Origin of the sequence: Actinomadura sp. BRA 177 (assembly GCF_013372625.1) — a bacterium.
Taxonomy (GTDB): domain Bacteria; phylum Actinomycetota; class Actinomycetes; order Streptosporangiales; family Streptosporangiaceae; genus Spirillospora.
In genome coordinates, this window is sequence record NZ_JABXFD010000254.1 from 16,713 (window position 1) to 31,579 (window position 14,867).

Below are 14,867 nucleotides of genomic sequence, written 5' to 3' on the forward strand. Positions count from 1 at the left end.
CGCTAGGCTGCTGAAGAAGCGGGCCCGCCGGGAGGCGCGGCACGCCCGGCACGTCAATCACACGATTTCCAAGCAGGTCGTTGCTGTCGCGGCACGCACCGGACGCGGCATCGCACTCGAAGAACTGAGTGGGATCCGCGGACGGGTCACGGTTCCTCGCGACCAGCGGGCACGCCTGTCCTCCTGGCCCTTCCACCAGCTCGGTGCCTTAATTGAGTACAAGGCCCGCCGCGCGGGGGTGCCGTGCATCGAGGTGGATCCGGCCTACACCTCGCAGCGCTGCCCGCGCTGCGGCCACACCGCCAGGAACAACCGTCCCTCGCGGGGCTGGTCAGGGGCGGTATCCGGGAAACCACGTGCCTTGGACGCGCGCCGGCGGCGGGGTGTTGCGTGCCCCGCCGCCGGCGGTTTCACCAGGTTTCGGTGCGGCGCCACATCTCCAGGTACGCTTCGGCGCCGTTCGCCAGGTCGTCGGTGATTTCCGGGCCGCTGATGTTGCGCATGTCGGCCATCCAGTCGGGGACGAGTCCGTAGTTAGCGACGCCGTCGGTGTTGACGTCCCAGGTGCGCCGGCCGGTGCGTTCCCGGTCGAGCGTGACGCCGTTGATGGGGGACGTGAACGGGTAGTGCAGCGGGTTCGCGGAATTGTTCGAGCGCGGGGGTGGTAGCGCGCCCATGCCGTTGGCGTCCAGGCCGTAGCCGTAGCCGAATGTGTAGCGCGGGTCGCGCGACTGCTTCTTGCGCTGCCATTCCGCGACGAACTGGTCGGCGGCGTTGCCGTAGCCGGCGGCCATTCCGCCGAGCCCGTAGATACGGCCCATGTAGTGCTCGTCGGTCCAGCTGTGGGACGAGATGACGCCCGAGTACTGCGCGTTCTCCAGGATGTCGATGGTCTCGTCGGCGGCCTTCGCGCTCATGTGGTCGATCTCGACGATCATGTGCCGTTTCATCATGCCCTGGAGCATGTACCGGCCGAGGTCGGTGAGACCCAGGATGTTGCAGTGCGGTGCCTTCGGATACAGCGGCAGCGTGATGCCCACTTTCCCGAGTTGCCGCAGGAAGGCAGCCACATCGTCGTCGACGGTGGCGCCGGAGGCGAGGGTGTTGTCGTGAATGGGGCCGGCGCACGTCTCGGCCTGCCAGAAACGGCCGGTGGCGAGGAAGTTCCCGGCGTTGACGATGGCGCCCGTCGTCCCGCCGTCGAAGCGGACGCCGCAGAGCGCGTTGTCGAACTTGTGGCACACGAACATCGAGGAGACGCCGAGGCGTTTCGCCTCGTCCAGGCCCTTGTCGATGTCCGCGCGAGTGCATTGCGGGTCGCCGTTGATGACGCGGCAGCCGAACGGCTCCGATGTCTCGATGCCGAGGACGACGGCGAGCTTCCCGTCCTGAATGACCTGGCGGGCTTCGGTGGAGTTGCGCACGATGCGGAACCAGCCCTTGCCGGGGCCGCCGTTCTGCGCGTCGATGTACGACTCCAGCTCGCGCATGCGCTGCGCTTGAAGCCGGATGACCGTCATCTCGTCGCACGGGTTGCGCTTGAGCGGATACAGCTCGCACAGCTGCCGATTGGCGACCAGGTGATTGACGAGAATGCGCTGCCCGGCGCGCCACGAGCGTTCCAGCCACGTGTAGTAGACCTGCTGGTGGGTGCGGGAGTCCCAGGCGGGCCAGTCCTTGAACGTCGGATAGCCGGTGGGGTCGTGCGTGCCGAATGGGGTGCCGTGCCGCATGAAGTTCTCGAACCAGGCGAACATCCCGTTCCCGGCGTGGTCGGGGCAGTCGCGCAGCGCTTCCTGGATGCCGCGCGGGTCGAACGGCTTGCCGCAGAGCACCTGCCCGCCGAACGCCTCGTACGACATCAGGTGGCTGTGGGCGTCGATGTACCCGCGCACCGGGCCGTCGTCCGCGTGCGCGGGCGGGATCGGGCGGACTGCGACGAGCAGGGCGGCGAGCAGGGCGAGGACGACGGGAACGCGGAGGGAGCGTCGGAAGGGCATGGGGGGCACCTCGACCGGGGGTGGGGGTCCACGACTTCCCATTGAGTGAAACATCGATGCGGACAAAAGTGAACAACCCTCACATTGAGGGATGTGGACGGGTACCAGTGAGCGGGATCCTCTGGCCCGATCGGGCCTGCCGCGCCCATCATGGACGGTTATGAGCGAGCTGACGATTCCGGGTGTGCTGGGGCGGGCCGCGAAGGACTTTTCGGACGCGGAGGCGGTCGTCGACGGTGACGTCCGCGTCACCTACGCCGAACTGTGCGACAGGGTCCGCCAGGCGACGGGCGCGTTCATCGGCGCGGGCATCGACCCCGGTGACCGCATCGCCATCTGGGCGCCGAACGGGCTCTCCTGGATCGTCACCGTGCTGGGCGCGATGGGCGCCGGCGCGACGCTCGTCCCGCTCAACACCCGGTACAAGGGCGACGAGGCCCGGTGGCCGCTCTCCAAGGCCGAGGTGAAGATCCTCTTCGTGGAGGACGGGTTCCTCGGCATCGACTACCCCGGCATGCTCGGCCTGGACGAGGCCGGCGGCATCCCCGGCCTGCCCGCGCTCGAATCCGTCGTCACGTTCAACGGGGAGGCCCGGCCGGGCGTCCTCAGCTGGGACGGCTTCCTCACCAAGGCCGTGTCCGGCGAAGAAGCCGACGCGCGGGCGGCGGCCGTTCAGCCGGACGACGTCGCCGACATCCTGTTCACGTCCGGGACGACCGGCAAGCCCAAGGGCGTCATCGTCACGCACGAGCAGAACGTCCGCACCTACACGGCGTGGACGGGACGAACCGGCGTGAAGGCCGGAGACCGGTACCTCATCGTCAACCCGATGTTCCACTCGTTCGGCTACAAAGCGGGCGTCCTGGCGTGCCTGCTGAAGGGCGCCACAATGGTGCTCCAGCGCACGTTCGACGTCCCGGAGACGCTGCGACTGATCGAGCAGGAGAAGATCACCGTCCTGCCCGGCCCGCCGACGATCTACACGTCGCTGCTGGACGCCCCCGGCAAGGACGAGCGCGACCTCTCGTCCCTCCGGCTGGCGGTGACGGGCGCAGCGGACGTGCCGGTCGCGCTGGTGCGGCGCATCCGCGCGGAGCTGTTCCCGCAGGTCGTGACCGCGTACGGGCTGACCGAGTCGTCCGGCACCGTGTCGGCGTGCTCGGTGGACGACGATGACGAGACCATCGCCACCACCTGCGGCAAGGCCATCGCCGATGTCGAGATCGCCATCGTGGACGAGAAGGGCGGGCAGGTGCCGGCCGGCACGGACGGCTCGGTCCTCGTCCGCGGCTACAACGTGATGAAGGGTTACCTCGACGACCCCGAGGCCACCACCGAGACGATCCGCGACGGCTGGCTCGACACCGGCGACCGCGGACGGCTCGACGAGCGCGGCAACCTCACGATCACCGGACGGACGAAGGAGATGTTCGTCGTCGGCGGCTTCAACGTCTACCCGGCCGAGGTCGAGGACGTTCTGGCGCAGCATGACGCCGTCGCCGAATCGGGCGTCATCGGCGTCCCGGACAAGCGCATGGGCGAGGTCGGGCGCGCCTACGTCCGGCTCCGTCCCGGCAGGCAGGCGACCAAGGACGAACTCGTCGCGCACTGCCGGGAGCGCCTCGCGAACTTCAAGGTCCCCCGGGAGGTCGTCTTCGTGGACGACCTCCCGAAGACCGCGTCCGGCAAGGTCCGCCGCGTGGAGCTCAAAGAGCAGCGATGACGCGGGCCCTGTGCTCGGCCACCGAACCCCAGGCCGAGTACAGCGCGCGCGCCTTGCGGATCCACAGCGACGGGTCGTACTCGTCGGTGTAGCCGATCGCGCCGTGCACCTGTAGGGCGGTCTTGGCCAGCCCGTAGGACGCCTCCGACGCGGCGACCTTCGCGGCGGAGACATCCCGCGCGAAATCAGCCGTGCCATACGAAAGCGCCGCCCCGTAAACCAGCGGACGCGCGAACTCCAGCTCGACCATCGCGCTCGCCAGATGGTGCTTGATCGCCTGGTACTCGCCGATCGGACGCCCGAACTGCTGCCGCGTCTTGGCGTACTCCACGGACACGTCCAGCAGCGCCTGCCCGACCCCGACCTGCTGCGCCGCGCACAGCAGTGCGCCGAAGTCGGTGAACCCGCCGCCCCCCTCGACGCGGAACAGCCGCCGCGCCGGGTCGAGCGACACGAGCGCCTCGCCGGCCTTCCGCTCGACGCCGTCCAGGGTCAGCACGAGGTCGGTGACGTCGGCGTCCACCGCATGCGGGACGGCCAGCGACACGAGCGCCTCGCCCTCCGCGATCCGCGACAGCCACGGCGACTCGCCGAGCAGCTCGGCCGCCGCGAGCGTCTCCACGTAAGGCCCGGGAGCGGCCGCGCGCCCCAGCTCCTCGGCCGCGACGGCCAGCTCGACCGGCAGCAGCCCGACCCCGCCGAACTCCTCGGGAACCGCGACCGCGAAGACCCCGGCCTCAGCAACCGCCGTCCACAGCGCCCGCCCCGGCCCGGCGTCCCCGGCCGCCCACGCGCGCGCGATCTTCGCGGTGCCCGCGTCGGCCAGCAGCCTGCGCAGCGTCTCGCCGAACATCCGCTGCTCGGCGTCCAGAACGAACCTCATCGGGACCCTCTCGGCAGGCCGAGCAGCCGCTCGGCGATCACGTTGCGCTGGATCTCGTTGGTGCCCGCGTAGATCGGGCCGGCCAGCGAGAACACGTAGTTCTCCAGCCACTCCGACTCCAGCTCGCCGTCCGGGCCGAGCAGGTCGAGCGCCGTCTCGTGCAGCGCGACGTCCAGCTCCGACCAGAAGACCTTGTTCAGGCTGGACTCGGCGCCGATGTCGTCGTCCCGCGAGATCGTCTCGAAGCCCTTGAGCCGGTAGGCGCGCGACCTGATCCACGCGTCCGCGACCCGGTCCCGCAGCGCCGTGTCGGACGGGTCGGCGCGCTCCTTCCACAGCTCGACGGGCCGCTCGGTCGCCGCCGTGAACCGCCCGGGACTGCGCAGCGTCAGCCCCCGCTCGTTCCCCGCCGTGGCCATCGCGACCCGCCAGCCCTCGCCGGGCGCGCCGATGACGTCCGCGTCCGGGACGAACACCTTGTCGAGGAACAGCTCGGCGAACGCGGGCTTGCCGTCCAGCCGCCCGATGGGACGGACGGTCACGCCCTCGGCGTCCAGCGGGAACATCAGGTACGTGAGCCCCTTGTGCCGCGCCGACTCCGGGTCCGACCGGAACAGCCCGAAGCCCATGTCGGCGAACGCGGCCCGCGAACTCCACGTCTTCTGCCCGTCCAGCAGCCAGCCGCCGTCGGTGCGCGTCGCCGTCGACCGCAGCGCCGCCAGGTCGCTGCCCGCGCCCGGTTCCGACCACGCCTGCGCCCATATCACCTCACCGGCCGCCATCGGCGGCAGGATCCGCGCGAGCTGCTCCGGCGTCCCGTGCTTCAGCAGCGTCGGCGCCAGCAGGTTGATCCCGTTCTGGCTGACCCGCCCGGGCGCGCCCGCCGCGTAGTACTCCTCCTCGAAGATCAGCCACTGCAGCACCGAGACGCCGCGGCCGCCGTACTCCTGCGGCCACGACACCACCCCGAGCCGCGCGCCGCCGAGCGCCCGCTCCCACTCCCGGTGGGCCGCGAACCCCTCCTCGGTCTCCAGCGAGGGCAGCGGCTCCGCCGGGACGTGCGCGCGCAGCCACTCCCGCACCTCGGCACGGAAGGCCTCGTCCGCCGCCCCGAACTCAAGATCCATGAGAACCTCTTTCTAACAACTGTTTGGTAGAGTAACCCGCCTTCCGTGCCCCCGCCGCACCCTCCCGCCCAGTGAGATCCCCCCGCCGCCCGGCGACGGAACGCGGCCGCTCGGCGCGCCGCCCTCGCCGCTCCCCGCATGGGCCGGGAATGTTCGGTCGTGCGGAGATTCGCAGCCCTAACTTCAAGCCGTCCCTTGCAAGCTCCCGGCGATGAGGACGGTCAGTATGCAGCGCAGGAAGTGGCATGTCGCGGTCGTGGCGGCGGCGTCGGCAGGTGCGGCGGCGGTCGCGTTAGCGATGTCGGTACCGGCCGATGCACAGAGCAAGGCAGCATGTGCGGACGGGACGACCGTCCAAACCGATAAGGGCGCGGTCTGCGGGACCGTAGCGGACGGTGTGAAGGCGTGGCTCGGCGTTCCCTATGCGGCTTCGCCTGTCGGGGAACTGCGGTGGGCGCCGCCGGAGCCGCACGCCGCCTGGACGTCCACGCTTGAGGCGACCGAGCGCAGCGAGCCCTGCCCGCAGGGGCCGGGCCTCGGTCCCGGGTCGGTCAACGAGGACTGCCTGCGCGTGAACATCGTCGCGCCGGAGAAGAGCGGCGGGAAGCCGCTGCCGGTCATGGTCGAGTTGCACGGCGGCGGTTTCCGGTTCGGGGCGCCGTCCGACGGGACGCATCTCGTCAAGGAGGGCGGCGTCATCAACGTCGGCGTCCAGTACCGGCTCGGCGTGTTCGGGTTCCTCGCGCACGAGGGGCTCGGCGACCACTCCGGCAACTACGCGCTGCGCGACCAGCAGGCCGCGCTGCGGTGGGTGCGGCGGAACATCGCGCGGTTCGGTGGCGACCCGCACAACGTGACGATCTACGGCGCGTCCGCCGGCGGGTCGAGCGTGTGCGCGAACACCGCGTCGCCGGCGGCGAAGGGCCTGTTCCAGAAGGGCATCGCGCAGAGCGGCGAGTACAACTCGCTGCGCGGCGTGGACGTCCAGTGGCAGGCGCAGGACTGCAAGTCCAAGCTGCCCACCGAGAAGGAGGCGCAGCAGGCGGGGGAGCGGTTCGCCACCGCGCTCGGCTGCGAGGACGTGGCCTGCCTCCGCGCGCTGCCCGTCGACAAGCTCCTCAAGCAGGCCGGCAGCAGCATCGGCCCGGATGTGGGTACACAGGGGCCGGTCGTGGACGGCAAGATCCTCCCCATGTCGCCCGCTGAGGCGTTCGCGAAGGGCCGGGTCAACGACGTCACGCTGATGCACGGCGTCGACCGGGACGAGGTGCAGCTCCCGTCCGCCGAGACACCGCAGCAGTACAAGGAGCTGGTGCGGCAGCAGTACGGGCCGCTCGCCGACCGCGTGTTCAAGCTGTATCCGATGGAGCGGTTCCCCGAGCCGTCGGCGTTCATCGCCTACCGGACGATCGTCGCCGACTCCAACTCGGGTGTGCCCGGCGCTGCTCAACGACCGCCGGCTGGCCCGGCACATCAAGGTGTTCGCCTACCAGACCGACAACGCGGACGCCCCGCCGATGTTCTTCCTCGACCCGGCCAAACCGAACGGCTCGTACCACGTGAGCGAGAGCCCGTTCCTTTCGCCGTTCCCCGGCGCGCCGGAGCTGACCCCGAACCAGAAGGCGTTCGGCAGGCAGCTGACCGCCCAGTGGACGGGCTTCGCCCGCACCGGGAACCCGACCGTGGACGGCACCCCGTACTGGCCGCGCTTCACCCGCCGCGACCCGGCCGTGCTGTCGCTCGTCCCGGCGGGGGACAGCCAGGTCACGCACGAGATCGCGCGGCAGCACCACTGCCGGTTCTGGAACCGGTACGCCCCGTTCGCCCGCTGACGGCTTGTCGGCCGCTGCCGGGCCCTGTGCCCGGCGTGCCGGATGCCCCGTCCCCCCATTGATCGTCTTCTGGCCGCGGATTTCCATGAGCCCATGCAGACCACAGGGTCCGACGAGGTGATCCCGGTCGGGGTGGGGCGGGTCGTCCGGTTCGTCCGGCGGTCCGACATCCGGTACGCCGAAGCCTGCGGCGACTACGCCCGCCTCTACACCGGCGCGGGCAGCCACCTCGTCCGGGTGCCGCTGTCCGTGCTGGAGGAGGCGTGGCGGGACGCGGGCTTCGTGCGCATCCACCGATCGCATCTGGTGTCGCTCGCGCACGTGGACGAACTGGTCGTCGAGCCGGGGCGGTGCACGCTCCGGGTCGGCGGCACCCGGCTGACCGTCAGCCGGCGCAACACCGGCGCGCTCCGCGACCGGCTCGTCCGCCGCGCGCTGCCCCGAAGACCGCACGCAAGCCCCCCGACCCCGTAAGGAGATCGACATGCGTCCCAGCAGACGGGCGGCGGCCCTCGCCACGGCCGCGTGCCTGGTCGCCGCCGGAACGGTCGCGTCCGCTCCGGTCGCGTCCGGCCACCCCCGGCGTGGCGACTGGCCCACCTGGCAGCAGGACCTGCACGGCTCCCCGGTACAACGCCGCGGAACGCCGGATCCGCCCCTGGAACGTGGGGAAGCTCAGGCTCAAGTGGGCGTTCGGCTTCCCCAAGATGGCGGGCCCGCCGCACAGCCAGCCCGCCGTCGTCGGACGCACCGTCTACTTCGGCGGCCCGGACGGGCGGTTCCGCGCCCTCGACGCCCGCACCGGCGCGCCCAAGTGCGCTACGCCCCGTCCGGCGCCGGCGTGTGGAGCAGCCCCGCGATCGACCCCATGACCGGCACCCTCTACGTCGGCACCGGGCAGAACTACACCGGCAGCGGCGGGCACTTCGACTCCGTCCTCGCCCTCGACGCCCGTACCGGCGAGGAGCGCTGGACGCGCCGGATGACCGACGTCGACACCTGGCGCCAGGAGTGCAGCAGCCCGTCCCCCGAGGACCAGCAGTACTGCCCCAACCTGCCGGACGGCACCGCGCTCGACTTCGACCTCGGCGCGTCGCCGAACATCTTCACCGCGAACGGGCGCCGCCTCATCGGCATCGGCCAGAAGGTCGGCGTCTACCACGTGCTGGATGCCCGCACCGGGAAGATCGTCTGGCAGCGGCAGCTGTCCGAGCCGATGCCGGGCGGCGGCCTCAGCGGCATCCAGTGGGGGTCGTCCTACGACGGCCACCGCCTCTACGTCGCGACCTACATGGCGAATCCGGGCACCCTGTTCGCGCTCGACCCCGCCACCGGCCACGTCATCTGGAAGACGCCGAACCCGGCGGACGGCTGCACGACCGGCGGCGCGTCCCAGTACCCGAGGATCTGCCGGCTCGGCCACCCGACCGCCGTCACCACCACTCCCGGCCTCGTCTGGGCGGGGAGCATGGACGGCAAGATCCGCGCCTACTCGTCCCGCACCGGCAGGGTCCTGTGGAGCTTCGACACGATCGCCGACTTCCCGACCGTCAACGGCGGCACGGGACGCGGCGGCTCGATCTCCGGCGGCGGTGGCGCGGTCGTGTCCCACGGCATGGTCTACGTGCTGAGCGGCGACATGTTCACGCCGTACCCGAACGACAAGGGCGCCGTCCTGCTGGCGTTCGGCCGCTAGGGGACGCGGGCCACGCCGCAGAAGGCGTCCACCTCGGGCGGCTCCCCGAACGGGGACGGCTCGGGACGCCAGCGCGACACCGGGACGACGCCTGGTTCCAGCAGGTCCAGCCCGGCGAAGAACCCGGTGATCCGCTCGGGGGAGCGCAGGTTGTAGGCGATGCCGCCCGCCTCGACGTAGCGGCCGATCGCGCGGGCGCGGGCGGTGTCGTCGACGCCGTCCGCGCCCGGCGTCCCGAACACGTTCGTGCCGTCGTTGACGACCAGGTGGCTGCCGGGCGCGAGCGGCGCGACCAGCCGGGCGAGGACGCCCTCCGGGTCCTCGTCGTCGGTGAGGTGGCCGAGGATGCCGAGGAGCAGCAGCGCCACCGGCCGGCCGAGGTCGAGCGTCTCGGCGGCCTTGGCCAGGATCGCGTCCGGGTCGCGGACGTCGGCGTCGATGTAGGACGTGGCTCCCTCGGGCGAGGACGCGAGCAGCGCGCGGGCGTGCGTGAGGACGAGCGGGTCGTTGTCGACGTAGACGACGCGCGCGTCGGGCGCGACGCGCTGTGCGACCTCGTGGGTGTTGTCGACGGTCGGCAGGCCGGTCCCGACGTCCAGGAACTGCCGTATCCCGGCCTCGCCCGCCAGGTACCGGACGGCGCGGCCGAGGAAGGCCCGCGAGTGCCGGGCGATGTCCGCCTGCCCGGGGAAGATCCGGAGGAACTCGTCCCCGACCTCCTGGTCCACGGGATAGTTGTCCTTGCCGCCCAGCCAGTGGTTCCAGATGCGCGCCGAATGCGGGACGGACGAGTCGATCTCCGGGTGCCCGGCCATAGGGCCCTCCAACGCCGAGAGTGTCGCGGTCTGCCGGAGATCATACTTTTGCCGCGCCCGCCCGCGGGGCCTGTTGGAAGCGCGGGGACGGGGCTAAGATCGCGCTCTAGAATCGCGTTCGGAATCCCGGAGGGGCCCATGGCGAGGATCATCGAGCACGGCACCTGGACCCTGAAGCCCGCGGACGAAGGGCTGCACGAACCCGGCCCTGAGCAGCTGTGGAACGAGTCCTACTACTTCGACTTCGCCGCCCCGGACGGGTCCATCGCCGGCTACGTCCGGCTCGGCCTCTACCCCAACTGGGACCGCGCCTGGTACTGGGCGGCGCTGGTGCGGCCCGGCGAGCCGCTCCTCATCGTCGCCGACAACGAGGCGCCGCTGCCCAAGCCGGGCACGGCCGACGTTCACACCGAGACCTACACGGCGACGCAGGAGATCACCGACCCCTTCGGCCCGGCCAGGGTCACCCTGAACGGGACCGCCGCCGTCCTGCCCGACCCGGCCGCGAGCGACCTCGGCACCGCCGAGACCATGGGCCTGTCCCTCGACCTGCGCTGGGACACCGTCAGCGGCGCCTACCCCTACAAGGACATCCCGCGCTACGAGATCCCCTGCACCGTCACCGGCCTGGTCAGCGTCGGCGGCCGGAAGATCGCCATCGACGCGCACGGGGAACGCGACCACAGCTGGGGCGAGCGCGACTGGTGGAAGGTCTCCTGGCTGTGGACGTCCGGCCGCCTCGGCGACGGCACGTTCGTCCACGGCATGCAGGCCAACATCGGCTTCCCGCTCGCGTGGCCGTGCTTCGCCGTCCCGCCGGACGGCGAGATCGAGCACCGCGACGGCTTCTCCGCCGCGACCGCCTTCGCGGACGGCCTGCCCGCCCGCTCCGACCTTCGCTTCCCGGGCGCGCCGATGACCGTGACCCCGGTGGAGTTCGCGCCGGTCGCCGTCACCTCGCCCGACGGCCGCGAAGCCCGCTTCCCCCGCGCCCTGTGCCGCTTCGACACCGAGGACGGACGAACCGGATACGGCTGGACGGAATGGCACCAGCCGCCCGGCTGGGAGGACCACGGCTGGACCCACCTGGCCGAGGAGAGCGCATGACCATCTCCGGCGCCGACGCCCTCACCGCGTCCTGGCTGTCCGACGCGCTCGGCACGAAGGTCACCGCCGTCCAGACCGAACCGGTCGGCACCGGCCAGGTGTCCGACAGCCTCCGCCTGTTCCTCACCTACGCCGGCGACACCGCGCTTCCGGTCACGATGGTCGCCAAGGTCCCGGCCGCCGACCCGTCCAGCCGCGCCGCCGCCCGCGCCATCCGCACCTACGAGGTCGAGGCGAGCTTCTACGCCGAGGTCGCCGAGCGCCTCGACGCGGGCGTCCCCACCTGCTACTTCTCCGGCTACGACCCCGAACCGGACGAGTACGCCGTGCTGCTGGCCGACCTCGCGCCCGCACTCCCCGGCGACCAGCTCGCCGGCCTCGCCCCCGCGGACGCCGCCGCCGCGATCGCCGAGATGGCCGCGCTGCACGCCGCCGGCTGGGACGATCCCGGCCTCGCCGCGCTGCCCTGGCTCAACCGGCACGACGCCGACTCGGCCGCGTTCACCGCCGCGATGGTCACCGACCTCTACACCGGCTTCAAGGACCGCTACGCCGCCGAACTCGGCCCCGAGGTCATCGCCCTGATCGAGGACTTCCTCCCGTCCATCGGCGCCTATCTGGCGGAGCGCGACGGCCCGTCCACCCTCACCCACGGGGACTTCCGCGCCGACAACCTGCTGTTCGGCGGGCCGCGCGCCGCCGTCCTGGACTGGCAGACGTGCGCCTACGGCCCCGGCCTCGCCGACCTCTCGTACTTCCTCGGCTCCAGCCTGCCCGTCGAGGTCCGCCGCGCACACGAGAAGGACCTCGTCCAGCGCTACCACACCGCCCTGACCGGCCGCGGCGTCGCCCTGACCTGGGACGACTGCTGGACCGCCTACCGCTACCACACCTTCCACGGCATCGTCATGGCCATCGGCGCCTCCATGCTCGTCGAGCGCACCGCACGCGGCGACGAGATGTTCCGCACCATGACCACCCGCCACGCCCACCACGCCCGCGACCTGGACTCCCTGGCCCTCACCGGCTGACGCGTCCCGCCGTCTGGTGGAGGCGCGCCGGCCGAGGTCGCCGCAGTGATGCGTCAGGTCGTCAGGTCGGCGAGGAGGCCGGTGAGGAGTTGTTCTTCCTCTACTCGGACGGCGCGGTTCTTCATCGCGGTGGCCAGCGGCGGGTCCCACGGAGTGGGGACGGGACGGCCGGTCAGGGGCGTGCTCGAGGCGGCCTCGAGGTAGGCGGCCGTGTCGTAGCGCCAGGGACGCCAGCCGATGCGGGCGTGGACGGCGGCGGCGATCGCGGCCCCGCCCCAGTCGAAGTCGCCGTGGTAGGCGAACTCGGCGCCGCCTTCGGCCAGAAGTTCCAGGAGGCGCCATACGGCTGTCGATGGACGGCCGTTGCAGCAGACCAGCGGCGGGCAGGACGGGCCCAGGGCGTCGGCTGCGGCGGCCACCACGACCGGGTTCTCGCAGATACGGACGAAGTCCGCGTTCATGGGGGACGTGTGGCGGCGTAGCTGGCGGAGGGTGAGGGACACGGGTTCGCCCTGCATGGCGGTCAGCAGTCGGCCGGTGGGGGTGTGCGCGTCGCCGGGGAGGCCCAGGCACAGGACTGTCGAGGAGAGTTCGTCCAGGTGGACGCCGACCGCGGCCCAGGTCTCGCGGCGGGACTCGGCGCCGCCGTCCGCGCGGAACGGCAGGCCGGTGAGGGCGCGCGCGCAGGAGAGGGCCAGGGTGGCGAGCGGGCCTTCGTCCAAGGCGTGGGCGTGGCCACAGGTTTCGGCGGCGAACTGGCCGAGCGGGATATCGGGGGACGGCAGGCGGCGCACCACGGCGGCGAGGCACCGCAGCACGTCGGCGGCCTCGGACGGGCCGGATGCCAGCCGCCGGACCAGACCGGTCGCGTCCAGCCAGGAGCGCCAGCCGGACAGTTCGGGGCGGGCGGCGAGGGCCTCGTCCAGTGGGGCGAAAGCGTCCCGCCACGCGGCGGCGATCGACGCGTTCTCGCCGGCCAGGTCGCGGACGGGGCCGTTCAGGGATTCGACGGCGGCGGCCAGACCGTCCGGGGACGCGCCGCTCGCGCGCAGGACGCGGTCGACCTCGGGGAGCGACACCGACAGCGACGTGCCGGTGCCGGCCCGGCGGCCCAGGAGGAGTTCGATCGCGCGCCGTTGCGGCGGGGTCGCCTCGGACAGGGTGACCTTGCCGGTGAGCGAGCCACCGCGTTCCAGGCGGGACCGGACGCGCCGCACCAGCCAGGCGGTGTCCGGGCCGCCCAGCAGGCGGCGCAGGCGGTCGTCGGTCATCCGAAGACGTCCGCCTGGCCGAATGAGGGATCCTCGGGCAGGTCGACGCGAACGCGTTCGCGGCCGTCCCACCGCCACGGCGTGACCAGGACGGCGTCGATGCCGTCGCGGCGGGACAGCTGGCAGATCGACAGTCCCGGCACCTGCGGGTAGCAGCCCCATTCGCGTTCGCTGGTCATGACGACGTCCATGTCGAAGGTGGCGAGCAGGCCGAGGCATTTGGCGCGCGAGTCGTCGTCCACGCCGGCGAACGCCTCGTCCAGCGCGACGAGGCGGGGCGCGTGCGGGTTGCCCGCCGACTTGTAGTGCGCGGACGCGGCGGCGAACAGCGGCACCGACGCGGCGAGCACCCGCTCGCCGCCGGACGCCGGGCCGGTCGCGGGACGCCACTGCCCGTCCTGGAGCCGCTGGATCGTGAACGCGTGCCACGACCGGTAGTCCAGCGCGCGGGTGAGCTGCTCGGTCCACCCGGACGCCGGGTTGTCGGCGTGCTCGCGCGCGATCTGCTCCTGCAGGAACCGGCCGACGGCGGCGCGGTCGTCGCCCGACCAGGCGTCGATGGTCTGCCGCAGCTTCTCCCGCACGCGGTCGAGCCCTTCGGGGGCGTCGCGGGCGGCCTTCCAGACCAGCCGCAGCCGCATCCCGGTGGACGTCGGCCGGGACGTCAGCTCGGCGTTCATCTCCCGCACCTCGTCCTCGGCGGCGGCGATCAGCTCCTGGAGGGTGCCCGCGACCTCGTTCAGCAGGTGGTTCTCCAGGATCTCCCGCTCGCGGGCCGACAGCAGGCGCGCCCGCTGCCCGGTCTCGGCGTCGAGGGCGTCCGCCAGGCCGGGGACATCGCGGCTGCGGCCCTGGAACAGCACGTCCACGACCATGATCCCGTCGTGCAGGGTGAGGCCGACCGAGTGCCCGTGCCGGGACATCGCGTCCGACAGCAGCTTGTGCTCCTCGGTGACCTTCTTCTGGACGCGGTCCCACGGGCCGTCGCCGTCGTCCACCGCGTCGAGTTCGGTGTTGACGGCGCGGGCCAGCAGGACGGCGGGGTTGGCCGCCCACTCCTCGGCCGGGTCGGGGACGTCCAGGCCGGGCACGGCGACGGGCAGCAGCCCGGTGGCCGCGAACGCGCGGAACTCGGCGACGGCTCTGTCGCGGTCCCCGGCCGCCTCGGTGATCTGCTCGCCGAGCCGGTCGCGGTTCCCCGCGGCCTTGCCGCGCGCCTCCAGCGCCGACCGCTCCCGGTCGCGGGCCGCCGTCTCGGCCGCGTCGCGCTCGCGGAGCGACCGTTTCACCCCGTCCAGCCGCCGGAACAGCTCGTCGACCGCGGCGCCCGCCGTCTCGACCAGCGCCCGGTGCTCCTCGGCGGCTACCGGCTGGCGCTGGCA

General features: G+C 72.1%; 14 protein-coding genes and 1 pseudogene. 9 read left to right on the plus strand and 6 right to left on the minus strand.

Annotated elements, in window-relative coordinates:
* The first annotated feature begins 10 nt into the window (after positions 1-10).
* Positions 11-478 (plus strand): IS200/IS605 family accessory protein TnpB-related protein, encoded by a 468-nt coding sequence (locus HUX53_RS40930; RefSeq protein WP_255205124.1) that lies wholly within the window; start codon positions 11-13, stop codon positions 476-478.
* Here the strand turns inward: HUX53_RS40930 and HUX53_RS10485 are convergent.
* The gene (locus tag HUX53_RS10485; protein ID WP_176402964.1) at positions 411-2,000 is read right to left on the minus strand and encodes a Coagulation factor 5/8 type domain-containing protein; all 1,590 of its coding nucleotides are present in this window, start codon (positions 1,998-2,000) and stop codon (positions 411-413) included. The genes HUX53_RS40930 and HUX53_RS10485 overlap by 68 nt on opposite strands.
* A 160-nt stretch (positions 2,001-2,160) precedes the next feature.
* On the opposite strand from HUX53_RS10485, the gene HUX53_RS10490 reads away from it, so the two are divergent.
* A complete protein-coding gene (locus tag HUX53_RS10490) occupies positions 2,161-3,723 on the plus strand; it encodes a FadD3 family acyl-CoA ligase (RefSeq protein ID WP_176402965.1) in 1,563 nt (520 codons plus the stop codon).
* Here HUX53_RS10490 and HUX53_RS10495 read toward each other — a convergent pair.
* Positions 3,707-4,606, minus strand: a complete 900-nt coding sequence (locus HUX53_RS10495) for an acyl-CoA dehydrogenase family protein (RefSeq protein WP_176402966.1) — start codon at positions 4,604-4,606, stop codon at positions 3,707-3,709. The two genes, HUX53_RS10490 and HUX53_RS10495, sit on opposite strands and share 17 nt — an antisense overlap.
* Complete coding sequence (locus HUX53_RS10500) at positions 4,603-5,733, minus strand: acyl-CoA dehydrogenase family protein (protein WP_176402967.1); 1,131 nt, start codon at positions 5,731-5,733, stop codon at positions 4,603-4,605. Before HUX53_RS10500 ends, HUX53_RS10495 begins: the two co-directional genes overlap by 4 nt.
* 298 nt (positions 5,734-6,031) lie before the next feature.
* On the opposite strand from HUX53_RS10500, the pseudogene HUX53_RS42225 reads away from it, so the two are divergent.
* From HUX53_RS42225 to HUX53_RS10515, 5 genes and pseudogenes are all read left to right on the plus strand, one after another.
* Positions 6,032-6,988: pseudogene (locus HUX53_RS42225) on the plus strand (carboxylesterase/lipase family protein); the annotation flags it as partial.
* A gap of 223 nt (positions 6,989-7,211) precedes the next feature.
* A complete protein-coding gene (locus HUX53_RS42230) occupies positions 7,212-7,565 on the plus strand; it encodes a carboxylesterase family protein (protein ID WP_309237155.1) in 354 nt (117 codons plus the stop codon).
* 93 nt (positions 7,566-7,658) lie between these two features.
* Positions 7,659-8,039: a LytTR family DNA-binding domain-containing protein gene (locus HUX53_RS10510; protein WP_255205121.1), complete on the plus strand. Its 381-nt coding sequence runs from the start codon at positions 7,659-7,661 to the stop codon at positions 8,037-8,039.
* A gap of 191 nt (positions 8,040-8,230) precedes the next feature.
* Positions 8,231-8,437 (plus strand): PQQ-binding-like beta-propeller repeat protein, encoded by a 207-nt coding sequence (locus tag HUX53_RS39975; RefSeq protein WP_217919306.1) that lies wholly within the window; start codon positions 8,231-8,233, stop codon positions 8,435-8,437.
* Positions 8,434-9,261 carry a PQQ-binding-like beta-propeller repeat protein gene (locus HUX53_RS10515; protein ID WP_217919309.1) on the plus strand — a complete coding sequence of 276 codons (828 nt, stop codon included), beginning with the start codon at positions 8,434-8,436 and terminating at the stop codon, positions 9,259-9,261. The genes HUX53_RS39975 and HUX53_RS10515 overlap by 4 nt, the downstream gene beginning before the upstream one ends.
* Here the strand turns inward: HUX53_RS10515 and HUX53_RS10520 are convergent.
* Positions 9,258-10,076: an SAM-dependent methyltransferase gene (locus tag HUX53_RS10520; RefSeq protein WP_176402969.1), complete on the minus strand. Its 819-nt coding sequence runs from the start codon at positions 10,074-10,076 to the stop codon at positions 9,258-9,260. The two genes, HUX53_RS10515 and HUX53_RS10520, sit on opposite strands and share 4 nt — an antisense overlap.
* Before the next feature lie 138 nt (positions 10,077-10,214).
* On the opposite strand from HUX53_RS10520, the gene HUX53_RS10525 reads away from it, so the two are divergent.
* Positions 10,215-11,183, plus strand: coding sequence for a hypothetical protein (locus tag HUX53_RS10525; RefSeq protein WP_176402970.1), 969 nt, complete (start codon positions 10,215-10,217; stop codon positions 11,181-11,183).
* Positions 11,180-12,214 carry a phosphotransferase gene (locus HUX53_RS10530; protein WP_176402971.1) on the plus strand — a complete coding sequence of 345 codons (1,035 nt, stop codon included), beginning with the start codon at positions 11,180-11,182 and terminating at the stop codon, positions 12,212-12,214. The genes HUX53_RS10525 and HUX53_RS10530 overlap by 4 nt, the downstream gene beginning before the upstream one ends.
* Positions 12,215-12,267: 53 nt before the next feature.
* On the opposite strand, the gene HUX53_RS10535 is transcribed toward HUX53_RS10530, so the two are convergent.
* Positions 12,268-13,485: a TIGR02679 family protein gene (locus HUX53_RS10535; protein ID WP_176402972.1), complete on the minus strand. Its 1,218-nt coding sequence runs from the start codon at positions 13,483-13,485 to the stop codon at positions 12,268-12,270.
* Positions 13,482-14,867, minus strand: a 1,386-nt coding sequence (locus HUX53_RS10540) for a TIGR02680 family protein (protein WP_176402973.1), incomplete at its 5' end; no start/stop codon positions are given. The genes HUX53_RS10535 and HUX53_RS10540, both read right to left, overlap by 4 nt.

Bases quoted from the DNA above. Each gene is read 5' to 3' on its own strand.
- HUX53_RS10535 (WP_176402972.1), bottom strand. From the start codon at position 13,485: ATGACCGACGACCGCCTGCGCCGCCTGCTGGGCGGCCCGGACACCGCC.
- HUX53_RS10495 (WP_176402966.1), bottom strand. From the start codon at position 4,606: ATGAGGTTCGTTCTGGACGCCGAGCAGCGGATGTTCGGCGAGACGCTG.
- HUX53_RS10490 (WP_176402965.1), top strand. From the start codon at position 2,161: ATGAGCGAGCTGACGATTCCGGGTGTGCTGGGGCGGGCCGCGAAGGAC.
- HUX53_RS10510 (WP_255205121.1), top strand. From the start codon at position 7,659: ATGCAGACCACAGGGTCCGACGAGGTGATCCCGGTCGGGGTGGGGCGG.
- HUX53_RS10520 (WP_176402969.1), bottom strand. From the start codon at position 10,076: ATGGCCGGGCACCCGGAGATCGACTCGTCCGTCCCGCATTCGGCGCGC.
- HUX53_RS10500 (WP_176402967.1), bottom strand. From the start codon at position 5,733: ATGGATCTTGAGTTCGGGGCGGCGGACGAGGCCTTCCGTGCCGAGGTG.
- HUX53_RS10530 (WP_176402971.1), top strand. From the start codon at position 11,180: ATGACCATCTCCGGCGCCGACGCCCTCACCGCGTCCTGGCTGTCCGAC.
- HUX53_RS10485 (WP_176402964.1), bottom strand. From the start codon at position 2,000: ATGCCCTTCCGACGCTCCCTCCGCGTTCCCGTCGTCCTCGCCCTGCTC.
- HUX53_RS10515 (WP_217919309.1), top strand. From the start codon at position 8,434: ATGACCGGCACCCTCTACGTCGGCACCGGGCAGAACTACACCGGCAGC.
- HUX53_RS10525 (WP_176402970.1), top strand. From the start codon at position 10,215: ATGGCGAGGATCATCGAGCACGGCACCTGGACCCTGAAGCCCGCGGAC.